The organism is Microbacterium sp. DMC48, from assembly GCF_056313825.1.
The window spans coordinates 703379-723602 of sequence record NZ_JBQUZN010000003.1; the positions used below are offsets into that span (position 1 = coordinate 703379).

18 protein-coding genes are annotated in these 20224 nt (G+C 70.0%); 7 read left to right on the top strand and 11 right to left on the bottom strand.

Features of this window, described 5'->3' with window-relative positions; translation table 11 throughout:
• Positions 1–42: 42 nt before the first annotated feature.
• Together ACT53O_RS03280 and radA are read left to right on the top strand one after the other, a co-directional pair.
• Positions 43–996, top strand: a complete 954-nt coding sequence (locus ACT53O_RS03280; protein WP_016463670.1) for an L-lactate dehydrogenase — start codon at positions 43–45, stop codon at positions 994–996.
• 60 nt (positions 997–1056) lie between these two features.
• Positions 1057–2412: a DNA repair protein RadA gene (gene radA / locus ACT53O_RS03285; RefSeq protein WP_112932342.1), complete on the top strand. Its 1356-nt coding sequence runs from the start codon at positions 1057–1059 to the stop codon at positions 2410–2412.
• Between the two features lie 12 nt (positions 2413–2424).
• Here the strand turns inward: radA and ACT53O_RS03290 are convergent, their stop codons facing one another.
• The 3 genes from ACT53O_RS03290 to ACT53O_RS03300 all read right to left on the bottom strand — a co-directional run bounded on the left by ACT53O_RS03290 (position 2425) and on the right by ACT53O_RS03300 (position 4429).
• Entirely contained in the window at positions 2425–2832 is a 408-nt protein-coding gene (locus tag ACT53O_RS03290; RefSeq protein ID WP_112932341.1) for a dehydrogenase, read from the bottom strand.
• A 328-nt stretch (positions 2833–3160) separates the two neighbouring features.
• A complete protein-coding gene (locus tag ACT53O_RS03295; protein ID WP_239640081.1) occupies positions 3161–3844 on the bottom strand; it encodes a hypothetical protein in 684 nt (227 codons plus the stop codon).
• A 51-nt stretch (positions 3845–3895) separates the two neighbouring features.
• Positions 3896–4429, bottom strand: a complete 534-nt coding sequence (locus ACT53O_RS03300) for an amino-acid N-acetyltransferase (RefSeq protein ID WP_005050645.1) — start codon at positions 4427–4429, stop codon at positions 3896–3898.
• A 47-nt stretch (positions 4430–4476) separates the two neighbouring features.
• Between ACT53O_RS03300 and ACT53O_RS03305 the strand changes: the two genes are divergently transcribed.
• The 3 genes from ACT53O_RS03305 to ACT53O_RS03315 are packed head-to-tail and all read left to right on the top strand — an operon-like array spanning position 4477 to position 8671.
• Positions 4477–7005 carry a circularly permuted type 2 ATP-grasp protein gene (locus tag ACT53O_RS03305; protein WP_476151324.1) on the top strand — a complete coding sequence of 843 codons (2529 nt, stop codon included), beginning with the start codon at positions 4477–4479 and terminating at the stop codon, positions 7003–7005.
• On the top strand, positions 7005–7931 hold the full coding sequence (locus ACT53O_RS03310; RefSeq protein WP_294981714.1) for a transglutaminase family protein: 927 nt from the start codon (positions 7005–7007) through the stop codon (positions 7929–7931). The genes ACT53O_RS03305 and ACT53O_RS03310 overlap by 1 nt, the downstream gene beginning before the upstream one ends.
• Positions 7928–8671 (top strand): gamma-glutamyl-gamma-aminobutyrate hydrolase family protein, encoded by a 744-nt coding sequence (locus ACT53O_RS03315; protein WP_112932337.1) that lies wholly within the window; start codon positions 7928–7930, stop codon positions 8669–8671. The genes ACT53O_RS03310 and ACT53O_RS03315 overlap by 4 nt, the downstream gene beginning before the upstream one ends.
• An 80-nt stretch (positions 8672–8751) precedes the next feature.
• Here the strand turns inward: ACT53O_RS03315 and ACT53O_RS03320 are convergent, their stop codons facing one another.
• The 4 genes from ACT53O_RS03320 to ACT53O_RS03335 all read right to left on the bottom strand — a co-directional run bounded on the left by ACT53O_RS03320 (position 8752) and on the right by ACT53O_RS03335 (position 14002).
• Complete coding sequence (locus tag ACT53O_RS03320) at positions 8752–11277, bottom strand: ATP-dependent Clp protease ATP-binding subunit (RefSeq protein WP_036318966.1); 2526 nt, start codon at positions 11275–11277, stop codon at positions 8752–8754.
• A gap of 211 nt (positions 11278–11488) precedes the next feature.
• Positions 11489–12193, bottom strand: coding sequence for a hypothetical protein (locus ACT53O_RS03325; protein ID WP_476151325.1), 705 nt, complete (start codon positions 12191–12193; stop codon positions 11489–11491).
• An 85-nt stretch (positions 12194–12278) separates the two neighbouring features.
• Positions 12279–13739 carry a cardiolipin synthase gene (cls, locus tag ACT53O_RS03330; RefSeq protein ID WP_295817620.1) on the bottom strand — a complete coding sequence of 487 codons (1461 nt, stop codon included), beginning with the start codon at positions 13737–13739 and terminating at the stop codon, positions 12279–12281.
• A 50-nt stretch (positions 13740–13789) separates the two neighbouring features.
• Complete coding sequence (locus ACT53O_RS03335; protein WP_036286013.1) at positions 13790–14002, bottom strand: hypothetical protein; 213 nt, start codon at positions 14000–14002, stop codon at positions 13790–13792.
• 116 nt (positions 14003–14118) lie between these two features.
• Between ACT53O_RS03335 and ACT53O_RS03340 the strand changes: the two genes are divergently transcribed.
• Positions 14119–15252 (top strand): DUF4192 family protein, encoded by a 1134-nt coding sequence (locus tag ACT53O_RS03340; protein ID WP_112932333.1) that lies wholly within the window; start codon positions 14119–14121, stop codon positions 15250–15252.
• A gap of 3 nt (positions 15253–15255) precedes the next feature.
• On the opposite strand, the gene ACT53O_RS03345 is transcribed toward ACT53O_RS03340, so the two are convergent.
• The 3 genes from ACT53O_RS03345 to dhaK are packed head-to-tail and all read right to left on the bottom strand — an operon-like array spanning position 15256 to position 17658.
• Positions 15256–16005: an HPr family phosphocarrier protein gene (locus ACT53O_RS03345; protein ID WP_476151326.1), complete on the bottom strand. Its 750-nt coding sequence runs from the start codon at positions 16003–16005 to the stop codon at positions 15256–15258.
• Positions 16002–16664, bottom strand: a complete 663-nt coding sequence (gene dhaL / locus ACT53O_RS03350; RefSeq protein WP_476151327.1) for a dihydroxyacetone kinase subunit DhaL — start codon at positions 16662–16664, stop codon at positions 16002–16004. The genes ACT53O_RS03345 and dhaL overlap by 4 nt, the downstream gene beginning before the upstream one ends.
• Before the next feature lies 1 nt (position 16665).
• On the bottom strand, positions 16666–17658 hold the full coding sequence (gene dhaK / locus ACT53O_RS03355; RefSeq protein WP_476151328.1) for a dihydroxyacetone kinase subunit DhaK: 993 nt from the start codon (positions 17656–17658) through the stop codon (positions 16666–16668).
• A gap of 182 nt (positions 17659–17840) precedes the next feature.
• On the opposite strand from dhaK, the gene ACT53O_RS03360 reads away from it, so the two are divergent.
• A complete protein-coding gene (locus ACT53O_RS03360) occupies positions 17841–18605 on the top strand; it encodes an IclR family transcriptional regulator (protein WP_294981242.1) in 765 nt (254 codons plus the stop codon).
• A gap of 51 nt (positions 18606–18656) precedes the next feature.
• On the opposite strand, the gene lysS is transcribed toward ACT53O_RS03360, so the two are convergent.
• A complete protein-coding gene (gene lysS / locus ACT53O_RS03365) occupies positions 18657–20207 on the bottom strand; it encodes a lysine--tRNA ligase (protein WP_036318980.1) in 1551 nt (516 codons plus the stop codon).
• Positions 20208–20224 lie beyond the last annotated feature (17 nt).

Here is a 20224-nt window from a genome sequence, read left to right on the forward strand (position 1 = left end):
CCGCGGTGGCCGCGGCATCCCCCGGCCTGTCAGACTGGGGCCATGAGCGTGATCGAGAACTCGAAACTGACCGTCGTCGGCGCGGGAGCGGTCGGATCCTCCGTGGCCTACGCGGCCCTCATCCGCGGCTCGGCCCGCCACGTCGCCCTCTACGACATCGCCGCGGAGAAGACCGAGGCTGAGGTTCTCGATCTGGCACACGGCGCCCAGTTCACCGGGTCGAGCGACATCATCGGCGGTGCCGACATCTCGGTCGCGAAGGGCTCGCACGTCGTGGTGATCACGGCGGGCGCCAAGCAGCGACCGGGGCAGACCCGTATCGAGCTGGCCGGCGTCAACGCCAACATCCTGAAGTCGATGATGCCGCAGCTGCTCGACGTCGCTCCCGACGCGACGTTCGTCATCGTGACCAACCCGTGCGACGTGCTGACGGTGCTCGCGCAGGAGACCACCGGCCTGCCCTACGAGCGCATCTTCGCGTCGGGCACCGTGCTCGACACCTCGCGACTGCGCTGGAAGATCGCGCAGCGTGCGGGCGTCTCCATCTCCAGCGTGCACGCCTACATCGTGGGCGAGCACGGCGACACCGAGTTCCCGCTGTGGTCGCACGCGACCATCGGCACCGTCCCGATCCTGGAGTGGCAGCCCCTCGACGGTCAGCCGCCGTTCACGGTCGAGGAGCTCGACCAGATCGCCGTCGACGTGCGCGACGCCGCCTACAAGGTCATCCAGGGCAAGGGTGCGACCAACTACGCGATCGGCCTGTCCAGCGCCCGCATCGTCGAGGCGATCCTCGACGATGAACACGCCGTCATGCCGGTCTCGGCCGTGCTCGACGACTTCCACGGCGTGAGCGGTGTCGCCCTGTCCGTCCCGGCGGTCGTCTCGGCGGCCGGCGCAGTGCCGATCCGCGAGACGTCGTTCTCCGACCACGAGCTCGGTCTGTTCCGTCGCTCGGCCGACGCCCTCCGCGAGGTCGCCGACTCGCTGCGCTGATCTCTCGCCGTCCACGGGGTGGCCGGCGCTACTGTCGGATGCCGCGACTAGCCTGAACGCATGGCATCAAAGCGCACCGCGACCACGAGCGCGTACCGCTGCACCGAGTGCGGCTGGACGAGCGCGAAGTGGGTCGGGCGATGCGGGGAGTGCCAGCAGTGGGGAACGGTGGTCGAGGCTGTGTCGTCGACACCGATGCATGCGGTGACGCCGCTCGCGCCGACGCGTGCGGCGCGCCCCATCACCTCGATCGACACGCGTGAGACGCCGCGGCGGACCACCGGCGTCGGCGAGTTCGACCGCGTGCTGGGCGGGGGCCTCGTGCCCGGTGCGGCCATCCTGCTGTCCGGCGAGCCCGGCGTCGGGAAGTCGACATTGCTGCTCGAGGTCGCCGCACAGACCGCCCGCGCCGGTCGGCGCGTGCTGTACGTGAGCGCCGAGGAGTCGCTCGGACAGGTGCGCCTGCGCGCCGAGCGCACCAGCGCCCTCCACGACGAGCTCTACCTCGCGAGCGAAACCGACCTCGCCACGATCCTGGGCCATGTCGACGACACTCGTCCCGAGCTGCTGATCGTCGACTCCGTCCAGACGGTCGGCTCCAGCCTCGTCGACGGCGCGCCGGGGCATCCCAGCCAGGTGCGCGAGGTCGCGTCGACACTCATCCGCGTGGCGAAGGAGCGTGATCTTCCGGTCATCATCGTCGGCCATGTCACGAAGGACGGGCAGGTCGCGGGGCCGCGCGTGCTGGAGCACCTGGTCGACGTCGTCTGCCACTTCGAGGGTGACCGGCAGACCGCGCTGCGCTTCGTCCGCGCCCTCAAGAACCGGTTCGGTGCCACCGATGAGGTCGGCTGCTTCGAGCAGACGAGTCGCGGCATCGCCGAGGTGCCCGACCCCAGCGCCCTCTTCCTCGGCCACGGATCACGCGAACCGGGCACCTGCGTGACCATCGCGATGGAGGGACGACGCGCACTGCCGGTCGAGGTGCAGGCGCTCACGCTGCCCGGCTCGGGCCCCAACCCACGGCGCATCGTCAGCGGCGTCGACGGCGCACGCGTGGCGATGGTGCTTGCGGTGCTCGAGAAGCGCGCCGGCATCCGGGTATCCGATCAGGACGTCTACGTGTCCACCGTGGGCGGCGTGCGTCTCATCGAGCCGGCCGCCGACCTCGCCATCGCCCTCGCCGTCGCGAGCGCGGTCACGGGGCGGGCCACCCCGAAGGGTCTGGTCGCCATCGGTGAGCTGAGTCTGGCCGGCGAAGTGCGAGCCGTCACTGCTCACGAGCAGCGCCGCAACGAGGCGAACCGGGTCGGCTATCGGTCCGTCATCGACACGGCATCCCGCGACCTGCGCGGCGCCCTGCGCGACCTCGCACGACACCATCCGAGCGAGCCGAGCGACCGCCCCGACTTCTGAGCACGCCGCCGGTCAGGCCTCGAGAGCGAGCGCCGCCAGCAGATCCGCGGGCGAGGCCTGCATCGCGTGCGGTCCCGCGATGTCGAAGAAGACCGTCGTGATCTCCGACTCGTGGGCCGCGAGGAAGCTGCGCAGCCACGCGGGCGAGTGCAGCGCCACCGCGGGGGGAAGAGCTGCGGGCTTGTTCGCCGCATCGCTGAACAGCAGCAGCGCGACATCGCCGGTGTTCGGATCGCGGTACGTCCAGACCTCGCCGGTGTCGCGAGGGTCGTCGCGCTGACCGGGGCGCATGAGCGGCACCACCGTCGGGCCGTGACGCAGGGCGAAGGCCAGAGCTGCCATGTCCTGCGTCTGCAGGGCGTCGGCGAGCTGCGTGTTGCGGAACTCGAGCGGGGGCTTCGCGCGCTTCTTTCCGGCCATCCCTCCAGCATACGAGGCGCCTCCCGCACCGCGTCGACGCGCTGACCGCACCCGGCGTGACGGACCCCGCGCAGAAAAGGGGGGCCCTCTCGATCCCCACATTGGGGGCTGGGAGAATCGAGAGGGCCTGGGCTCATCGGGCGATCTGCCGAATGCCGGTCTTGGGGGTGACACGGCGACCGCCGTTGGGGGCGACGGTGGCTCGCCACGAGAGCTACGAACAAGGCTAACCGCGCCCGTGAGGCGGCGGCTGGTTCTCAGATGAGAAATCTCTCAGAGTTAGAGATATATCACTGCCTAGATATCCCGAATGGCGATGATCGCGGGCTCAGCGCAGTTCGAACACCTTCGTATCCGCCGCCTGGATGCCGCCGATCGACACCGAGAGGTGGTAGTAGCCCGGCGAGGCCTGCGGCCGCGACGACCCGCACGTGTCGACCGATGATCGCGTACGGTCCCACTGCAGCGGCGTCACGCTGGAGACGGTCTGACCCGCTGCCAGTTGAACGACCTGATCACTGGACTCCGACTGGCAATCGGTCGAACGCCACCACGTGTCGGTGCCGCTGGTGATCACGAATGACTGCGTCGCGGTCCCCACGTTGATCAGGCACGCCGCGCCCGACGTGTTCGAGAGCGTGATCGACAGCTTGGGCAGCTCGCCCGCGCTGTACACGTCCTGATCCGTGACCGCCTGCACCGAGATGGCTGCCGTCGAGCAGGCCGCGACCGTGGGCGTCGTCCCCGAGGTGTCAGGGGTGGGCTCGGGCGCTGCCGGCGGCGCTGAGGCATCGGCGGGTGCGGCGGATGCGGTCGGAGCGGATGCCGAGGCGAGGGGCGTCGTAGCCGACGGGCTCGATGCGGGCACGGCGGGCTGAGACGCGCGCCACGGCTGCCAGATCGCGAGGACGATCGCCGCGATGATGACGAGGACGATCAGCACGGCGACGAGCCGGCGCCGCCGGTAGACGGCGGGGCTGGGGCGTCGCGAACGGCGCGTCGGGGTGCTCACTCCTCCAGGCTAGGCCGCAGTATCCCGGTCTCCTGCCGGGGCGCGCGGGGCTCAGAGGTTCTTCAGCATGCGGGTATTGCCGAGCGTGTTCGGTTTGACGTGCGCGAGGTCGAGGAACTCCGCGACACCCTCGTCGGGGCTGCGCAGCAGCTGCGAGTACACGTCGGGGTCGACGACCTGTTCCCCGATGGGCGCGAAACCGCGACGACGGAAGAAGTCGACCTCGAAGGTGAGACAGAACAGCCGCGACAGACCGAGGTCGATCGCGCGGTCCTCCAGCTGCGTCACGATCGCCCCGCCGACACCGTGATGCAGCCAGTCCTCCGCGACGATGAGCGTGCGGATCTCGCCCAGGTCCTCCCACATCACGTGCAGGGCGCCGCAGCCGATGAGCTCGCCGTCCTGCTCGGCGACGACGAACTCCTGCACCGATTCGTACAGGGTGACGATCTCCTTGCCGAGCAGGATCCGCCGCTGCACCCACGGCTCGAGAAGGGCGAGGATGCCGCGGACATCCGAGGTCCGCGCGGGCCGGACGACGGGGCGGGCCGGGCTGGTGCCTTCGGTGGGGTCGGCAAGGGTCACCGACCCACTGTATTGCCCCCTACGCTGGAGCCGGGAAGGACTTCGCCGTGAGTGTGTTGCGCGACTATGCCGCGACGGTGTCGCAGCCGACGCTGCCCTTGTCGCCGTCGGCCGAGGCGGTTCGCTACGACGAGTTCGTGGATGCCGACGGGGCGCTCCGCCCCGGATGGAAGGCGCTGGCGGCGCACGCCTTGAGCCTCACGGGCGAGGATCTGCAGCGCGTCGACGGCGAGATCGCGCGTTTTCTCGCGGACGACGGCGTCTCGTACCTGCGCGGCGACTCCGGACCGCAGCCATGGCAGCTCGACCCGGTGCCGTTCGTGTTCGACGCGGCCGGCTGGTCGCCGTTGGAGGTCGGGCTCGCGCAGCGGGCCGAGCTGCTGAACGCGCTGCTCGTCGACCTGTACGGACCGCAGAATCTGATGCGCGAAGGGATTGTGCCGTCGGCCGTCGTCTTCGGCCACTCCGGTTTCACTCGCCCGTTGGCCCGCGCGAGCGCCGTCGACCCTCATCCGCTGCTGCTGGCGGCGACCGATCTCGGGCGCGACGCCGAGGGCGAATGGCACGTCCTCGCCGATCGCGTGCAGGCACCGTCGGGTCTGGGCTTCGCCGCGGAGAATCGCCGGGTGATCTCGCAGGTGCTGCCCGACCTGTTCCAGGAGGAGAACCTCCACCGCATCGACCCGTACTTCTCGGCGCTGCGCGCCGCGCTGCTGTCGTCGGTGGCCGCCGAGATCGATGACCCGCGGGTCGTCATCCTCTCTCCCGGCACGCTGAGCGAGACGGCGTTCGACCAGGCATTCCTGGCGAGCGCGCTCGGTTTCCCGCTCGTGCAGGGCAGCGATCTGGTCGTGCGCGACGGGTTCGTCTGGATGAAGCCCGCCGGCTGGCCCCGCACGCGCCCCACCGACCGCATCGACGTGATCATCCGCAGGGTGGATGCCGCGTGGTGCGACCCCTTGGAACTTCGCGGCGACTCACGGCTGGGCGTCGCCGGGCTGAGTGAGGCCGTACGCCGCGGCCATGTGCGCCTGGTGAACGGCCTCGGAGCCGGCGTGCTGGAGAACCCGGGGCTGCTCCCCTATCTGCCCGCGGCGTGCGAATACCTCCTCGGCGAGCAGTTGCGCATTCCGTCGGTGCCGACGGTGTGGTGCGGCGATCCGGAGGCGAGGGACCGGGTGCTGTCGCGCGTGCGCGCGGGAGATCGGGGCCTGATCGTGCGCACGATCGACGAACCGCGCAAGGCGTTCAGCGAGATGTCGGCCGACGACCTGATCGCGCGAGTCCAGTCGGCTCCGCACCGGTTCGTCGGGCAGGACCTGCTGCCGCTCTCGCAAACCCCGGTCTGGTCGAGCACCGACGATCTCGGTGCGCGTATCGACGCGCTGCCGTTGACGCTCCGCGCGTTCGCGTTGCGCTACGGGTCGGCGTACCGTCCGCTCGTCGGAGGTCTGGCGACCGTGCGAGAGAGCCCCGATGCGCTCCCGCGGACGAAAGACGTGTGGGTGCTGAAAGCCTCGGAGGACGACCCCGACCAGAACCTGACCGAGATCGCACCTGCACCGACGGCCCGCAGCGTCCCGCCGCTGGCTCCCCGCGCGCACGCCGACATGTTCTGGACCGGCCGCTACGCGGAGCGCGCGGAAGACCTTCTGCGGCTGCTGCTGACGGCGCAGACCGAGCTCGACCAGCCTCGTGCCTACGTGGCGGGCCGGCTGGCGGAGAGCCCCCGCGTCCTGCTGGATGTGCTCGGGCGTCTGGCCGGAATGCGCTCGCTCGACCCCGAGGCGGAGTTCCGCTCGCTGCTGCTGGACGTTCGTCGTCCCGGCTCCGCCGCGCATTCGATCGCGCGGCTTCGCGAGGCGATGGAAGGCGTCCGCGACCAGCTCTCCGGTGACACGTGGCGGGTCTTCGCGACGATCGATCGCGCCACCCGCGCGCTGCGCGGCTCGTCCCACCCGCACCGCACGGCGGAGTCGGGAGGGCGCATGCTCTCGGCGATGCTGTCGCTGTACGGCATCACGGCGAACATGATCCGCGACACCGGCTGGCACATGATCGAAGCCGGCCGCTTCCTGGAGCGCGGACTGCAGCTGTCCGAACTGCTGTCGACGGGTCTGGCTGAACGCCACGCGCCCCGCGCCGAGCGCAGCGTCTTGGAGGCCGTCCTCCTGGCGGCCGAGAGCGTCGTGACCCACCGCCGTCGCTACCGCGGATCGATGCGGGCCGCCGACGTGCTCGATCTGCTGCTGCTCGATCACAGCAACCCGCGCTCGCTCGCGTTCGCGCTCGCGCGTCTGCGCGAGCATCTGGCCGCCATGCCGGCATCCACGGGGTCGACCCGGGCGGAGCGCCTGCTCGATCATCTCGAAACGGAACTCGCCGCCATCGACGTCGCCGCGCTGGACGTCGTCGATAACGGTCGACGCACCACGCTCGTCGCCTTCATGGCCGATGTGACGGCGCAGCTCGAACAGCTCTCGGATGCCGTCACCCATCTCCACTTCGAGAGCGGGCCGCCCGCCGTCGCGATGACCGACCTGTCCCTCGTCGAGTTGATGGAGGCCCGCGCGTGATGCGTTACCGCGTCTGGCACCGCACCGCCTACACGTACGGCAAGCCCGTGCAGGACAGCGTCGGCCAGTTCCATCTCGTACCCCGCGGCCTGCCCTGGCAGGAGGTCACCGAGGCGAGCGTCCAGGTCGACCCGGCTCCGGGCGACATCGCGCCCGACACCGACGCGTTCGGCAACTCGGCCACCTACTTCCACCTCACCGACCCGCATGAGGCGCTGACGATCACCGCCTCGAGTGTCGTCGCCGTCGAGACGCCCACATACGACGCCGACGCGCTCGCACTCCCGTGGGAGCAGGCTCGGCCGTTGCTGAACACTCATCTGCCCGAGGCGTGGCGGGCCGTCGAGTACGCCCTGGAGTCGCCGCGGGTGCGCCACGAGCCGGAGGCCGCGGCGTACGGTGCCGTGTCGCTCACGCCCGGTCGACCCATCGGTGAGGCCGCGACGGATCTGATGCAGCGGATCTACCGCGACTTCGACTACGACAAGACGGCGACCACCGTCACCAGCACTGTGGGCGATGCGATGCGCGCGCGGGCGGGGGTCTGTCAGGACTTCGCGCACGTGGCGCTCGCGTGCCTGCGCTCGCACGGGGTCGCCGCCCGCTACGTTTCGGGCTATCTGGCGACGCAGCCGCCGCCCGGCAAGGAGCGGGTGTTCGGCGCCGACGCGTCGCATGCGTGGCTCGCCGTGTGGCTGCCCGGCACCGACCAGTGGCTGGCGATCGACCCGACGAACGACCAGTGGGCGAACGACCGCTACGTGACGGTGGCGTGGGGTCGCGACTACGGGGACGTCGCGCCGGTGCGCGGCATCATCTTCACCAAGGCGAAGAACTCGACGCTGCGCGTCTCGGTCGACGTGGCTCCGCTCGATGCGGCGGCGACCGCTGCGTCACTTCCTCCCGCGGCGACAGGAACCGCATGAGCGCCCCCGCCAGAGACCTACGACCCGTCATCGGCCTCACGACCTACCTCGAGCGCGCCCAGCAGGGTGTGTGGGACGTGCGCGCGGCCTTTCTGCCCCAGGTCTACCTCGACGCGACCACCGCGGTCGGCGGCGCAGGGGTGCTGCTGCCACCGCAGCCCGACCCGGATGCTGCCGCCGACGCGGTGCTCGACGGTCTGGACGGGCTGGTCCTCACCGGCGGCCTCGACGTCGATCCCGCTCTCTACGGCGCCGCGCCCCACCCCGAGACCGACGAGCCCCGCACCGATCGCGATGCGTGGGAGTTGGCGCTGCTGGCCGGCGCACGTCGTCGCGGGATGCCCGTTCTCGGCATCTGCCGGGGTCTGCAGCTGGCGAACGTCGCCGCGGGTGGCACATTGCACCAACATCTGCCGGAGGCGCTGGGCACGGGCCGCTATCAGCTCGGCGGCGGCGTGTTCGCGACGAACACGGCGACGGTCGAAGACGGCACACGACTGGCGGACATCGTCGGCGCCGGCGACCTGTCGGTGCGCAGCTACCATCATCAGGGCATCGACCGGGTCGGCGACGGTCTCGTCGTCAGCGCCCGCAGCGACGACGGTCTCCCGCAGGCGATCGAGACGATCGAAGGGCCGTGGTTCGTCGCGGTGCAATGGCACCCCGAAGAGGATGCCGCCGACCGGCGCCTGTTCGCCGCGCTCGTCGCCGCGGCCCGACGCTTCCGCGCCGCCCGCTAGACGTTTCGACTCACGCCCCCGCGAACGCCGAAGGGGCGGATGCCGCAGCATCCGCCCCTTCGTACAGTGATCGAACCCGGTCAGCTTCCGGCGACGATGTCCGGGGTGGCTTCGATCGCGCCGGCTGCGCCGACACCGACCGCGACCTTCTCGCCGCGAGGACCGTGCTCGAACAGGAAGGTGCCGTTCTCGGCATCCACCTTCACGTGGTCACCGGGGTTGAGCTCGCCGTGCAGGATTCGCTCGGACAGCTGGTCCTCGACCTCGCGCTGCATGGCGCGGCGCAGGGGGCGGGCACCGAGGGTCGGGTCGAACCCGATCTCGATGAGCCGGTCCTTGGCGGCGTCCGTCAGCTCGACCGTCATGTCGCGATCGAGCAGACGCTCGCTCAGTCGCTTCGTGAACAGTCCGACGATCTGGCGGAGCTCGGCCTTGTTGAGCTGCGGGAAGACGATGACGTCATCGACCCGGTTGAGGAACTCCGGCTTGAAGTGACGCTTCAGCTCCTCGTCGACCTTGCCCTTCATCCGCTCGTAGGTCGTCTGCGAGTTGCCCTCGACCTGGAACCCGACCGGGCCGCCGGCGATGGCCGAGGATCCGAGGTTGGTGGTCATGATGATGACCGTGTTCTTGAAGTCGACGACGCGGCCCTGACCGTCGGTCAGGCGACCCTCTTCGAGGATCTGCAGCAGCGAGTTGAAGATGTCCGGGTGAGCCTTCTCGATCTCGTCGAAGAGCACCACAGAGAACGGCTTGCGCCGCACCTTCTCGGTGAGCTGGCCGCCCTCTTCGAAGCCGACGAACCCCGGAGGGGCACCGAACAGCCGCGAGACGGTGTGCTTCTCGCCGAACTCGCTCATGTCGAGCGAGATCAGCGCACCCTCGTCGTCGAACAGGAACTCGGCGAGCGCCTTCGCCAGCTCGGTCTTTCCGACGCCCGTGGGACCGGCGAAGATGAACGAGCCGCTGGGGCGCTTCGGGTCCTTCAGCCCGGCGCGCTGACGGCGGATCGTGCGGCTGAGCGCGGCGATCGCCTCCTCCTGGCCGATGACACGCTGGTGCAGCGCCTTCTCCATGAAGACGAGACGGCTGGTCTCCTCCTCCGTGAGCTTGAAGACCGGGATGCCGGTGGCCTGTGCGAGCACCTCGGCGATCAGACCCTCGTCGACCACCGCGTGGCTGGCGACGTCACCGCTGCGCCACTGCTTCTCGAGGCGCAGGCGCTCGGCGAGCAGCGACTTCTCCTCGTCGCGGAGAGCGGCGGCCTTCTCGAAGTCCTGCTCCTCGCTGGCGGCCTCCTTGTCCTCACGGACCTTGGCGATCTTCTCGTCGAACTCGCGCAGCTCGGGCGGGCTCGACAGGATCGACAGACGCAGGCGCGCGCCGGCCTCGTCGATCAGGTCGATCGCCTTGTCGGGCAGGAAACGGTCGCTGATGTAGCGGTCGGCGAGGTTCGCCGCCGCGACGATGGCGCCGTCGGTGATCTGCACCTTGTGGTGCGCCTCGTAGCGGTCGCGCAGCCCCTTCAGGATGTTGATCGCGTGGGGCAGGCTCGGCTCGGCGACCTGAATCGGCTGGAAGCGGCGCTCGAGCGCGGCATCCTTCTCGAAGTGCTTGCGGTACTCGTCGAGGGTCGTGGCGCCGATCGTCTGCAGCTCGCCGCGGGCGAGGAGCGGCTTCAAGATGGATGCCGCGTCGATCGCGCCCTCGGCGGCGCCCGCACCCACGAGGGTGTGGATCTCGTCGATGAAGACGATGATGTCGCCGCGCGTGCGGATCTCCTTGGTGACCTTCTTCAGGCGCTCCTCGAAGTCGCCGCGGTAGCGGGACCCGGCGATGAGCGAGCCGAGGTCGAGCGAGTAGACCTGCTTGTCCTTCAGCGTCTCGGGGACGTCGTTCTTCACGATCGCCTGGGCGAGACCCTCGACGACGGCGGTCTTGCCGACGCCGGGCTCGCCGATGAGCACCGGGTTGTTCTTCGAGCGACGCGACAGGATCTGCATGACGCGCTCGATCTCCTTCTCGCGCCCGATGACGGGGTCGAGCTTGTTGTCGCGCGCGGCCTGCGTGAGGTTGCGACCGAACTGGTCGAGCACGGCCGAACCGCCCTGGGCGGCCTGCTGGTTCTGCTCGCCCGCGCCGGCGGCGACACCCGCGGGCTCCTTGCCCTGGTAGCCGCTGAGCAGCTGGATGACCTGCTGGCGCACCTTGTTGAGGTCGGCGCCGAGCTTGACCAGCACCTGTGCCGCGACGCCCTCGCCCTCGCGGATGAGGCCGAGCAGGATGTGCTCGGTGCCGATGTAGTTGTGGCCGAGCTGCAGCGCCTCGCGCAGGCTCAGCTCCAGCACCTTCTTCGCGCGCGGCGTGAAGGGGATGTGGCCGGTCGGCTGCTGCTGGCCCTGGCCGATGATGTCCTGGACCTGCTCGCGGACGGCGTCCAGCGAGATCCCCAGGCTCTCGAGCGCCTTGGCGGCGACGCCCTCGCCCTCGTGGATGAGACCGAGCAGGATGTGCTCGGTGCCGATGTAGTTGTGGTTGAGCATCTTCGCCTCTTCTTGGGCGAGGACGACCACACGACGGGCACGGTCCGTGAATCTCTCGAACATTCGTCGACACTCCTCAGGCGCACGGTTCTCTGGTGCGCTTACGTCGAGGGTAACGACCAGCGGATGCCGGTATGCCCGTGTTCGCCGTCGGCGCACCGGCTCGCGAACTCCGCAGAATCTCGCGTACTCCGCACGCATCCGCCGAGACGGATGCGGAGGACGTCGCTTTCTGCGGAGTTCGCGTGGCGGCGTTCGCGGCGCCCGGCGGGACTCAGCCCGCGATGGGGATCGTGACGGGAGTGGCGAACTGCGCGTCGCCGCCGGAGAGCGTCGCGGTCGCCCCGGATGCCGCGCCGCCGCCATCCACGACGGCGAGGGCGATGCGCGGAGCCATGTCCATCGTGCAGGCCCGATCGGCGGGCGGGTCGACGAACGTGACCGCGACATCGGTGCCGGTGCTGACGGCGCTCTGCACGCGCAGCGCGCACGATGACGAGCCCCACGTGAGGATCGCGAGGGCATTGCCGTCGATCCAGCCTGCGGACGGCGCGTACTCCGCCACCGCCGGTCCTACGTAAGGGTCCAGCGTGACCTGACCGCGCGCGGCGCCCAGAGAGACCGTGAGGGAGAGCTTCGCCGCGGCATCCACGCCGTTCGGCAGGCTCACGAGGTTGGCGCGCGGAGCCAGGTCTGCGGTGCACACCGCTTCGCCCGTCGGGTCGACCAGCGTGACGGCGACGCTCCCGTCGGCGTGCACAGAGACCTCGGATGCCGAGGGGACGCAGCTCGAGGAGCCGTGCGTGACCACGGCCACCGCGCGGCCCCCGTCGAGCCAGCCGGCGCTGACGTCCACGACCTGGGTGCCGCCCGTCGCGGACGGAGATCCGGCCGGGGATGCACTGCCCGCGCATCCCACCAGAACGAGGGTTGTCGTTGTGACGAGGGCGGACAGGGAGAGCGTACGGCGGATCGTCATGCGCCCATCCTGACCGAGACCTCTGAAGCCGTCCCGTGAACGCGATCACGTCCCGGTAACGACCGGGGCGCCAGCGAGGTGCCGCTTACTGCAGTGCGGAGGTGAGTCGGGCGAGGTTGTCGAGCACCGTGGAGCGCAGCGGTTGCTGCTGCCACTCTTCGAGCGTCAGCTCGCGGCTCAGCGCCCGATACTCGTCTTCGACGGCGCGCAGCTGCGAGACGAAGTCCTCGCCCCGCACGAGGAGGGAGATCTCGAGGTTCAGACCGAAACTGCGCATGTCCATGTTGCTCGAGCCGACCACCGCGACCTCGTCGTCGATCGACATCGACTTGGAGTGCAGGATGAACGGCTTCTTGTACATCCAGATCTTCACCCCGCCGCGCAGCAGCGCCTCGTAGTAGCTGCGCTGCGCGTGGTAGACCATCGCCTGATCGCCCTCTTCGGACACGAACAGTTCGACGTGCACGCCGCGCTGGCAGGCGGTCTGGATGGCGAGCAGCAGCCCCTCGTCGGGGACGAAGTACGGCGAGACGATGATGATCTTCTCGCGCGCGGAGAACAGCAGCGTCATGAACAGCTTCAGGTTGTTCTGGAACTCGAACCCGGGGCCGGAGGGGATGACCTGGCAGTCGAGGTCACCGCTGCCGGTGTGCACCTGGAACAGCTCGATGCCCTCGACGATCTCGTCGGTCTCGCTGTACCAGTCGCTGAGGAAGACGGCGTTGACCGATGCCACGACCGGCCCCTCCAGACGCGCCATCATGTCCACCCAATGAAGTCCCCGCTTGATGTTCTTGCGCAGGTTGTACGTGGAGTCGGTCACGTTCTGCGAACCCATGAACGCGGTGTGGCCGTCGACGACGAGCAGCTTGCGGTGGTTGCGCAGATCGGGACGCTGGTACTTCCCGCGCAGCGGCTGCACCGGCAGCATCAGCTGCCACGTCGCTCCCATCGCATCGAGTCGCCGGCACGTCTGCGCGTAGAACGGCTTGCCGCGGTTGGCCCAGTGATCCAGCAGCACCCGCACGACGACGCCGCGCTTCACGGCATCCTCGAGGGCATCGAAGAATCCGGCCGTGGTGTCGTCGCACTGCAGGATGTAGAACTCGGCGTGCACGTACGTGGTCGCCTGACGGATCGCCGCCGCCATCTCGTCGATGCTGTCTTGATAGCCGGAGATGATGGTCGCGGCGTTCTCGCCCGACAGCGGCATCGCCCCGAGGTTGCGGTTGAGGCGGACGAGCTGTGCGAACCAGTGCGGTGGATCGGGGCGCAGGGTGCCCAGGTCGAGCCCGTGACTCGTCGTGCGGATGTAATCGTTGATCTGCTGCTGCTTCTTGCGGCGCTTGCGAGGCAGCCGAGGATTGCCGATCAGCAGGAACAGCAGCACACCGATGATCGGGATGAAGTAGATCGCCAGCAGCCAGGCCATCGCGGCCGTCGGGCGGCGGTTGCGAGGCACGATGATGATCGCCAGGATGCGCACGGTGACGTCGGTGACGAAGACCAGGATCACCCAGGCGAGCGCCCATCCGGTCTGATCCACGTCGCTCTCCCCGCTGTCGGACTCCGCTCAGCGTATCGACAACGGGCGACTCAGGTCGCGCGAGGCGCGTCGGGGCCCGCCGTGTCGGCAGCGCCGACGGGCGGCAAGCCGCGCTTGGCACGTTCTTCGTTCTCGATGCGCGCGTAGACCCGACGCTCCGAGCGATCCATCCGGATGATGGCGCGCAGCACGAACACGAACAGTCCCAGCACGACGACGGTCGGCAGGAGCGACCAGGCGACGGCGGTCCAGTACGAGTCCATGGCTCCATGCTACGCCGCTGCGTGCGGGCTCCTCCCCAGAAGCGAGTGGGTCGCGGGTTGTCCACGACGGCGCCGCCGACGCGCAGCTCCCGCGCCCGCACGCCCAGACTCTCGGCATGTCCACGATCGTCCGCGCCGCCGATGCGGCACAGTTCCTCTCCGTTCTTCCGCACCTGCTCGGCTGCACGCCGCGCGACAGCGTCGTGGTCGTGCCCTTGTCGCAGGGACGCACGCTCGGCGTGATGCGGGTCGACCTTCCGTCCGAGACCGCGGCGGCCGGCGCCGCCGCCAGCATCATCGGCATGGCCTGCCGGATCGTCGACGTCGAGGCGGTGGTACTGGTCGTCTACACGGATGCCGAGATCAGCGACGATCCGTCGCCACGTCTCCCCCACCCCGCGGTCATCGCCGCCCTTCGGACGCGCGCCGACGAGTGCGGGCTGCCGGTCGCGGAGGTCTTCGTCGTCGCGGCGAACGGCTGGGGATCGGCGCTGTCGAATCGGCTGCCGCCCGGCGGCCACGACCGCGCACGCATCGCCCCGCGCGACGATCTGCCGCCCGAAGCCGTGGACGGCCCACCCGCGGTGGACCAGGCGGCCGGCGCACAGTTGCCGATACCCGGCGCTGCGCGTCGGCGGGCCGTCGGACAGGCGCTGCGGTCGCTGGATGCGGCACTCGAGACCATCTGCGGCATCCCGCGGGTGAGTGGGGCCACGCCCGCTCGCATCGACCCGGCGGCGCTGGAGGCCGCGTGCGCGCTCGACGACCTCCCGGCGCTGTTCGAGCGCGCTCTGTCGTGGAACCCGGATGATCTGGCTCCGATGGATGCCGCGTCGATCGGCTGGTGCCTCGCCCGCGCAGGACTGCGCGACGTCGCGCTCGTGCAGTGGGCCAGTGACGTCGACGGCGGAGATGCGGCCATGGAGGCCCAGCGGCGGTGGGAGGACGGCGAGCTGTATCCGAGCGATCTCGCCGAGGTGATGTGGGGAGACGGCCCGCGACCCGATGCCGAGCGTCTCGACGCGGCGCTGCGCCTGGCGCGCAACGTCGCCGCCCTCATGCCGAAGAAGCGCCGGGCGGGCGCTCTGGCGGTGTGCGGTTGGATTGCCTGGGCGCGTGGGCGCTCCACCCACGCCGACGCCTACGTCCGCCAGGCACTCCACGCCGACCCCCGGCACGGCCTGGCCGAGATCGTCGGGTCGTTCGTCGCCGCCGGACACCTGCCCGACTGGGCGTTCCGTGCGCGGTAGAGATCAGGCCGGCGCCTGGTCGAGCTCACCGAAACCGTCGTCGACGAGCCGACGCACCGTTTCGACGGCGGCAGCGGCGTCCGGTCCGCTCGCGCTGATGCGCACGGTGGCGCCGCCCCCGGCTCCCAGCGCGAGCAGGCCGATCATGCTGAGGGCGGATGCCGGGCCGGCACCGGTCGTGAGGTTCGCGATCGAGACGTCCGCATCGAAGGCGCCGACGGCCTTGACGACGAGGGCCGCCGGCCGCGAGTGCAAGCCCATCGGATTGCGCAGCACCGCCTCGGCGGACGCGTCGGATCCGACGGCGCCGGCGGGCGCGTCGGAGGCCGCGGGGGGCATCGGCGCGTCCGCGGATGCCGCAGGGGCGTGCGCCTGCTTCGCCGCGAGCGCTGTCGACACCTCGTTCGCAACGTCGTCGAGGCCTCCGCCCGCCGCCGCTCGCACGAGCCCCGCGGTGATGCCCTCCACGAACGGCCCGTCGCTGATACGCACCGCAACGGTGCTCGTCCGCAGATCCAGAGCGAGCTCCGAGCTGAGCACCGCTGAGCCGAGATCGGTGATGATCAGCACACCGTCGGCGTCGGCGACCGCATCGATGGCGTCTGCGATGGCCGCCGCGTCCGTGCCGAAGCCCCCGTCTGCTCCCGAGGCGATCCGCACCGCCGGGGCCTCGCCGTGGATCATCTGCATCCCGAGATCGACGGCGGCCCGGGCCAGAGCTTCACTGTGCGAGACGATGACGAAGCCGATCACGCGGCTTCCCCCGCGGCGGCGTCCGCGAATGCTCTCAGCAGCAGGGCTGTCGACGCCGACCCCGGATCGACGTGACCGGCACTGCGTTCACCCAGGTACGAGGCGCGGCCCTTCCGGGCGACGAGCGGCTCGGTGTCGGCGCTGCCCTGCTCGGCCGCGTCGGCTGCGGCCGCCGCGGCATCGGCGAGTGTCGCTCCTCGCGACAGGGCGGCCTCGAGTGCGGTCAGCGCCGGACCGAACGCGTCGATCATCGTTTTGTCGCCCGGCTGCGCGTGACCTCGCGCGACGACCGCAGCGACGCCGGCCGACAGCGCGTGCGCCCACTCCGCGGCCGACATCGATGCTCCGGAGGGCGCGTTCTTGCCCATGTCGAGGAAGAGCGTGCCGTAGAGCGAGCCGCTCGCTCCACCGACCTTGCTGACGAGGGTCATGCCGACGGCTTTGAAGAACTCCGGAACGCTCTGCGGCGGTGTGGCATCCAGCTTTGCGACGATCGCGGTGAAGCCGCGGAGCATGTTGGTGCCGTGATCGGCGTCGCCGATCGCAGAGTCGAGCGCGGTCAGATGGTCGGCCTCCGTCGTCAGGCGGGCGTCGCTGAGCCGCACCCACCGGTCGAGAACATCGAGGGTCACGGTGTCCGTCGTCGCGGCATCCGTCATCTCAACGTCCCCACCGCAGGGCGCTCGTCTCGACGGGAGCATCCCACAGGCGCAGCAGCTCGTCGTCGGCGCGCAGAAGGGTGAGAGAGCAGCCCGCCATGTCGAGGCTCGTGACGTAGTCGCCGACGAGACTGCGGGCGACCGTGATGCCCTTCGCCGCGAGGGCGTCGGCGATGTCGGCGTACATCACGTACAGCTCGATGAGCGGCGTACCACCGAGCCCGGTCAGCAGAGCGATCACCGGAGCGCCGGTGAAGTCCAGGTCGGCGGTGATCGCTTCGACGAGCTCGGCGGCGATGTCGTGCGCAGGTGCCAGGGGCACGCGCGTGCGCCCCGGCTCGCCGTGGATGCCGACACCCATCTCCATCTCGTCATCCGGCAGATCGAAGCTCGGGTGACCGACCGCGGGCACGGTGCAGCTGGTGAGCGCGACGCCCATCGAGCGCCCGTGCGCGGCGACGTGCTCGGCGACGGCCTTGACCTCCGCCAGGCTCTTGCCCTCGGCTGCCGCCGCCCCGGCGATCTTCTCGACGAGCAGGGTCGTGCCGACACCGCGACGCCCGGCCGTCCACGTCGAGTCCTTCACCGCGACGTCGTCGGCGACGATCACCGACTCCGAGGCGATGCCCTCGTCGGCGGCCAGTTCGGCCGCCATCTCGAAGTTGAGCACGTCACCCGTGTAGTTCTTGACGATGAAGAGCACGCCCGCACCGGAATCGACGGCCTGGGCCGCGGCCAGCATCTGGTCAGGCGTCGGCGAGGTGAACACCTCGCCCGCGCACGCGGCATCGAGCATGCCCGCGCCGACGAAGCCGCTGTGCAGGGGTTCGTGGCCCGAACCGCCGCCCGAGATCAGCGCGACGCGACCCTCGCGGGGGGCGTTGCTGATGACCACGCGGTTCTCATGGTCGACGGTGAGCTCGGGGTGGGCGGCCGCGACGCCGCGCAGGGCATCGGCGAGCACCGATTCGGCCGAGTTGATGAGCTTCTTCATGCGCGGATCTCCTCTTCACTGAGTTGTCGCAGGTGGTTCTCGCCGGCGTTCTTCGACGGCCTCGTCGCGGGGGTAGCTTTTCGACATCATCGACTGCGATTCGTCTATGTCGAATATCTGCCCCATTTGCACCCGTGTCAAGAGGTAGTGTGACGTCAACCGTCCGCGCGAAAGGTCTCGGGATGATCCAGTCCATCGACCGCGCCGCGCGCATCCTCTCCCTGCTGCAGGGTGCGCGGCGCCTCGGCATCAGCGAGCTCGCCGTCGCCCTCGACCTGCCGCCGTCGACGGTGCACGGCCTCGTGAAGTCGCTGCAGGAACACGGTCTGGTGGTTCAGGAGGCGCGCGGCAGCCGCTACGCCCTCGGCCCGGCGCTGCTCACCCTCTCGAGCGTGTACCTCGACACCCTCGACGTGCGCGCACGGTCGCTGCGGCGCATGCACGACCTGTCGCATCGCACCGGACTCGCCTGTCGGCTGGGTGTCGCGCACAACACGGACGTCCTCGTCATCCACCACGATCGCCGGCCCGACGGCACGGAGCAGATGCCCGAGACGGGGATCACCCTCCCGGCCCACGCCTCCGCCCTCGGAAAGGTGCTGCTCGCCTACGACGACGACTTCCGCACGGAGGTGCTCGCTCACCCCCTGGCCGACCTGACCGGCGACACGGTCACCGACGCGGCCGCGCTGCAGGAGCAGCTGATCGTCGTGCGGGACGGTGCGCTGGCGACCGAGAACGAGGAGGCCGTCATCGGCGACGCCTCCGTCGCCGTTCCGGTCGCGGGCGAGGACGGCACGGTGATCGCTGCGCTCGGGGTCGTCTTCCCCGCGCCGGCATCGGAGCTGGATGCCGCCGTCCTCAAGGAACTGCGCGACGCGGCACAGGCGATCTCCCGCGACCTGGGAGCTCCGAGCTGGCCGCCCCGAGCGGGCGCGGCGGTCTGATCAGCGCCACGGGCCGTTGAGCGCGCGCAGCGCGTCGACGCGCCCCGCGGGCTACTTCACCAGCGGGAAGAGGATCGTCTCGCGGATGCCGAGTCCGGTGATCGCCATGAGCAGACGGTCGATGCCCATTCCCATGCCACCCGTCGGGGGCATGCCGTGCTCGAGCGCGCGCAGGAACTCCTCGTCGACGCGCATCGCCTCATCGTCACCACGGGCCGCGAGCTTCGCCTGCTCGACGAAGCGCTCGCGCTGGATGACGGGGTCGACGAGCTCGGAGTATCCCGTCGCCAACTCGAAGCCGCGCACGTACAGGTCCCACTTCTCGACGACACCCGCGACGGTGCGGTGCTCGCGGACGAGCGGCGAGGTGTCCAGGGGAAAGTCCATGACGAAGGTCGGCCGCTCCAGGCCGCCCTTCACGAAGTGCTCCCACAGCTCTTCGACGTACTTGCCGTGCGTCGCGACCTTCTCGGGCACCTCCACGCCCACCGACGCGGCGAGCGCCTTCAGCTCGTCCAGCGGGGTCTCGGGCGTGATCGGAGTGCCCGCGGCATCCGAGAGGGACGCGTACATGGAGATGCGATCCCACTGTCCGCCGAGATCGAACTCCGTCCCATCGGCCCACGTGACCGTCGTCGAGCCGGCCACGGCGATCGCCGCGTTCTGGATGAGCTCTTGCGTGAGATCGGCGATGCCGTTGTAGTCCGTGTAGGACTGATAGGCCTCGAGCATCGCGAACTCGGGGCTGTGAGTGGAGTCGGCACCCTCGTTGCGGAAGTTGCGGTTGATCTCGAACACCCGGTCGATGCCGCCGACGACGGCGCGCTTGAGGAAGAGCTCGGGAGCGATGCGAAGGTACAGCTCGGCGTCGAACGCGTTCGAGTGCGTCACGAAGGGCCGCGCCGCCGCCCCGCCGTGCTGCACCTGAAGCATCGGAGTCTCCACCTCGAGGAAGCCGTGGTCGGCGAAGGTCTGGCGCAGCGACGCATTCACCTTGGCGCGCGCGATGACCGTCTCCCGCGCCTGATCGCGGGCGATGAGATCGAGGAAGCGCGAGCGCACCCGGCTCTCCTCGCTCAGCTCGCTGTACAGGTTCGGCAGCGGCAGCAGCGCCTTCGCCGCGATCACCCAGTCGGTGACCATGATCGACAGCTCGCCGCGGCGGCTGGAGATGACCTGACCGGTCACCGAGACGTGGTCGCCGAGGTCGACGAGGTCCTTCCAGGCCTGCAGCGACTCCTCGCCCACTTCGGCGAGCGACACCATCGCCTGGATGCGGCTGCCGTCGCCGGCCTGCAGCGACGCGAAGCACAGTTTGCCCGTATTGCGACTGAACACGACGCGTCCGGCGACCGACGCGGTGACACCGGTCTCCGCGCCGGCCTCGAGATCGGCGTAGCGCGCACGCAGAGCGGCGATGGTGTCGGAGACCGGGACGGTCACCGGGTAGGCGCCGCCCGCGGCATCCGCCCGCTCGGCGAGCAGCCGCTCGCGCTTGGCGAGGCGTACCGCCTTCTGCTCGTGCACGTCGGCGAGGTCCGCTCCCTCGGCGTCAGGGGCGGCCGGGACGGGCGTGGACGCGGCGTTCGGCGTCTGAGTCATGGTGCGGGGCTCCTCGG

What these genes read in the sequence shown, in the direction of transcription:
- ACT53O_RS03280 (WP_016463670.1), top strand. Translation starts at nt 43, where the DNA reads ATGAGCGTGATCGAGAACTCGAAACTGACCGTCGTCGGCGCGGGAGCG.
- radA (WP_112932342.1), top strand. Translation starts at nt 1,057, where the DNA reads ATGGCATCAAAGCGCACCGCGACCACGAGCGCGTACCGCTGCACCGAG.
- ACT53O_RS03290 (WP_112932341.1), bottom strand. Translation starts at nt 2,832, where the DNA reads ATGGCCGGAAAGAAGCGCGCGAAGCCCCCGCTCGAGTTCCGCAACACG.
- ACT53O_RS03310 (WP_294981714.1), top strand. Translation starts at nt 7,005, where the DNA reads ATGCGTTACCGCGTCTGGCACCGCACCGCCTACACGTACGGCAAGCCC.
- ACT53O_RS03315 (WP_112932337.1), top strand. Translation starts at nt 7,928, where the DNA reads ATGAGCGCCCCCGCCAGAGACCTACGACCCGTCATCGGCCTCACGACC.
- ACT53O_RS03320 (WP_036318966.1), bottom strand. Translation starts at nt 11,277, where the DNA reads ATGTTCGAGAGATTCACGGACCGTGCCCGTCGTGTGGTCGTCCTCGCC.
- ACT53O_RS03325 (WP_476151325.1), bottom strand. Translation starts at nt 12,193, where the DNA reads ATGACGATCCGCCGTACGCTCTCCCTGTCCGCCCTCGTCACAACGACA.
- ACT53O_RS03335 (WP_036286013.1), bottom strand. Translation starts at nt 14,002, where the DNA reads ATGGACTCGTACTGGACCGCCGTCGCCTGGTCGCTCCTGCCGACCGTC.
- ACT53O_RS03340 (WP_112932333.1), top strand. Translation starts at nt 14,119, where the DNA reads ATGTCCACGATCGTCCGCGCCGCCGATGCGGCACAGTTCCTCTCCGTT.
- dhaL (WP_476151327.1), bottom strand. Translation starts at nt 16,664, where the DNA reads ATGACGGATGCCGCGACGACGGACACCGTGACCCTCGATGTTCTCGAC.
- dhaK (WP_476151328.1), bottom strand. Translation starts at nt 17,658, where the DNA reads ATGAAGAAGCTCATCAACTCGGCCGAATCGGTGCTCGCCGATGCCCTG.
- ACT53O_RS03360 (WP_294981242.1), top strand. Translation starts at nt 17,841, where the DNA reads ATGATCCAGTCCATCGACCGCGCCGCGCGCATCCTCTCCCTGCTGCAG.
- lysS (WP_036318980.1), bottom strand. Translation starts at nt 20,207, where the DNA reads ATGACTCAGACGCCGAACGCCGCGTCCACGCCCGTCCCGGCCGCCCCT.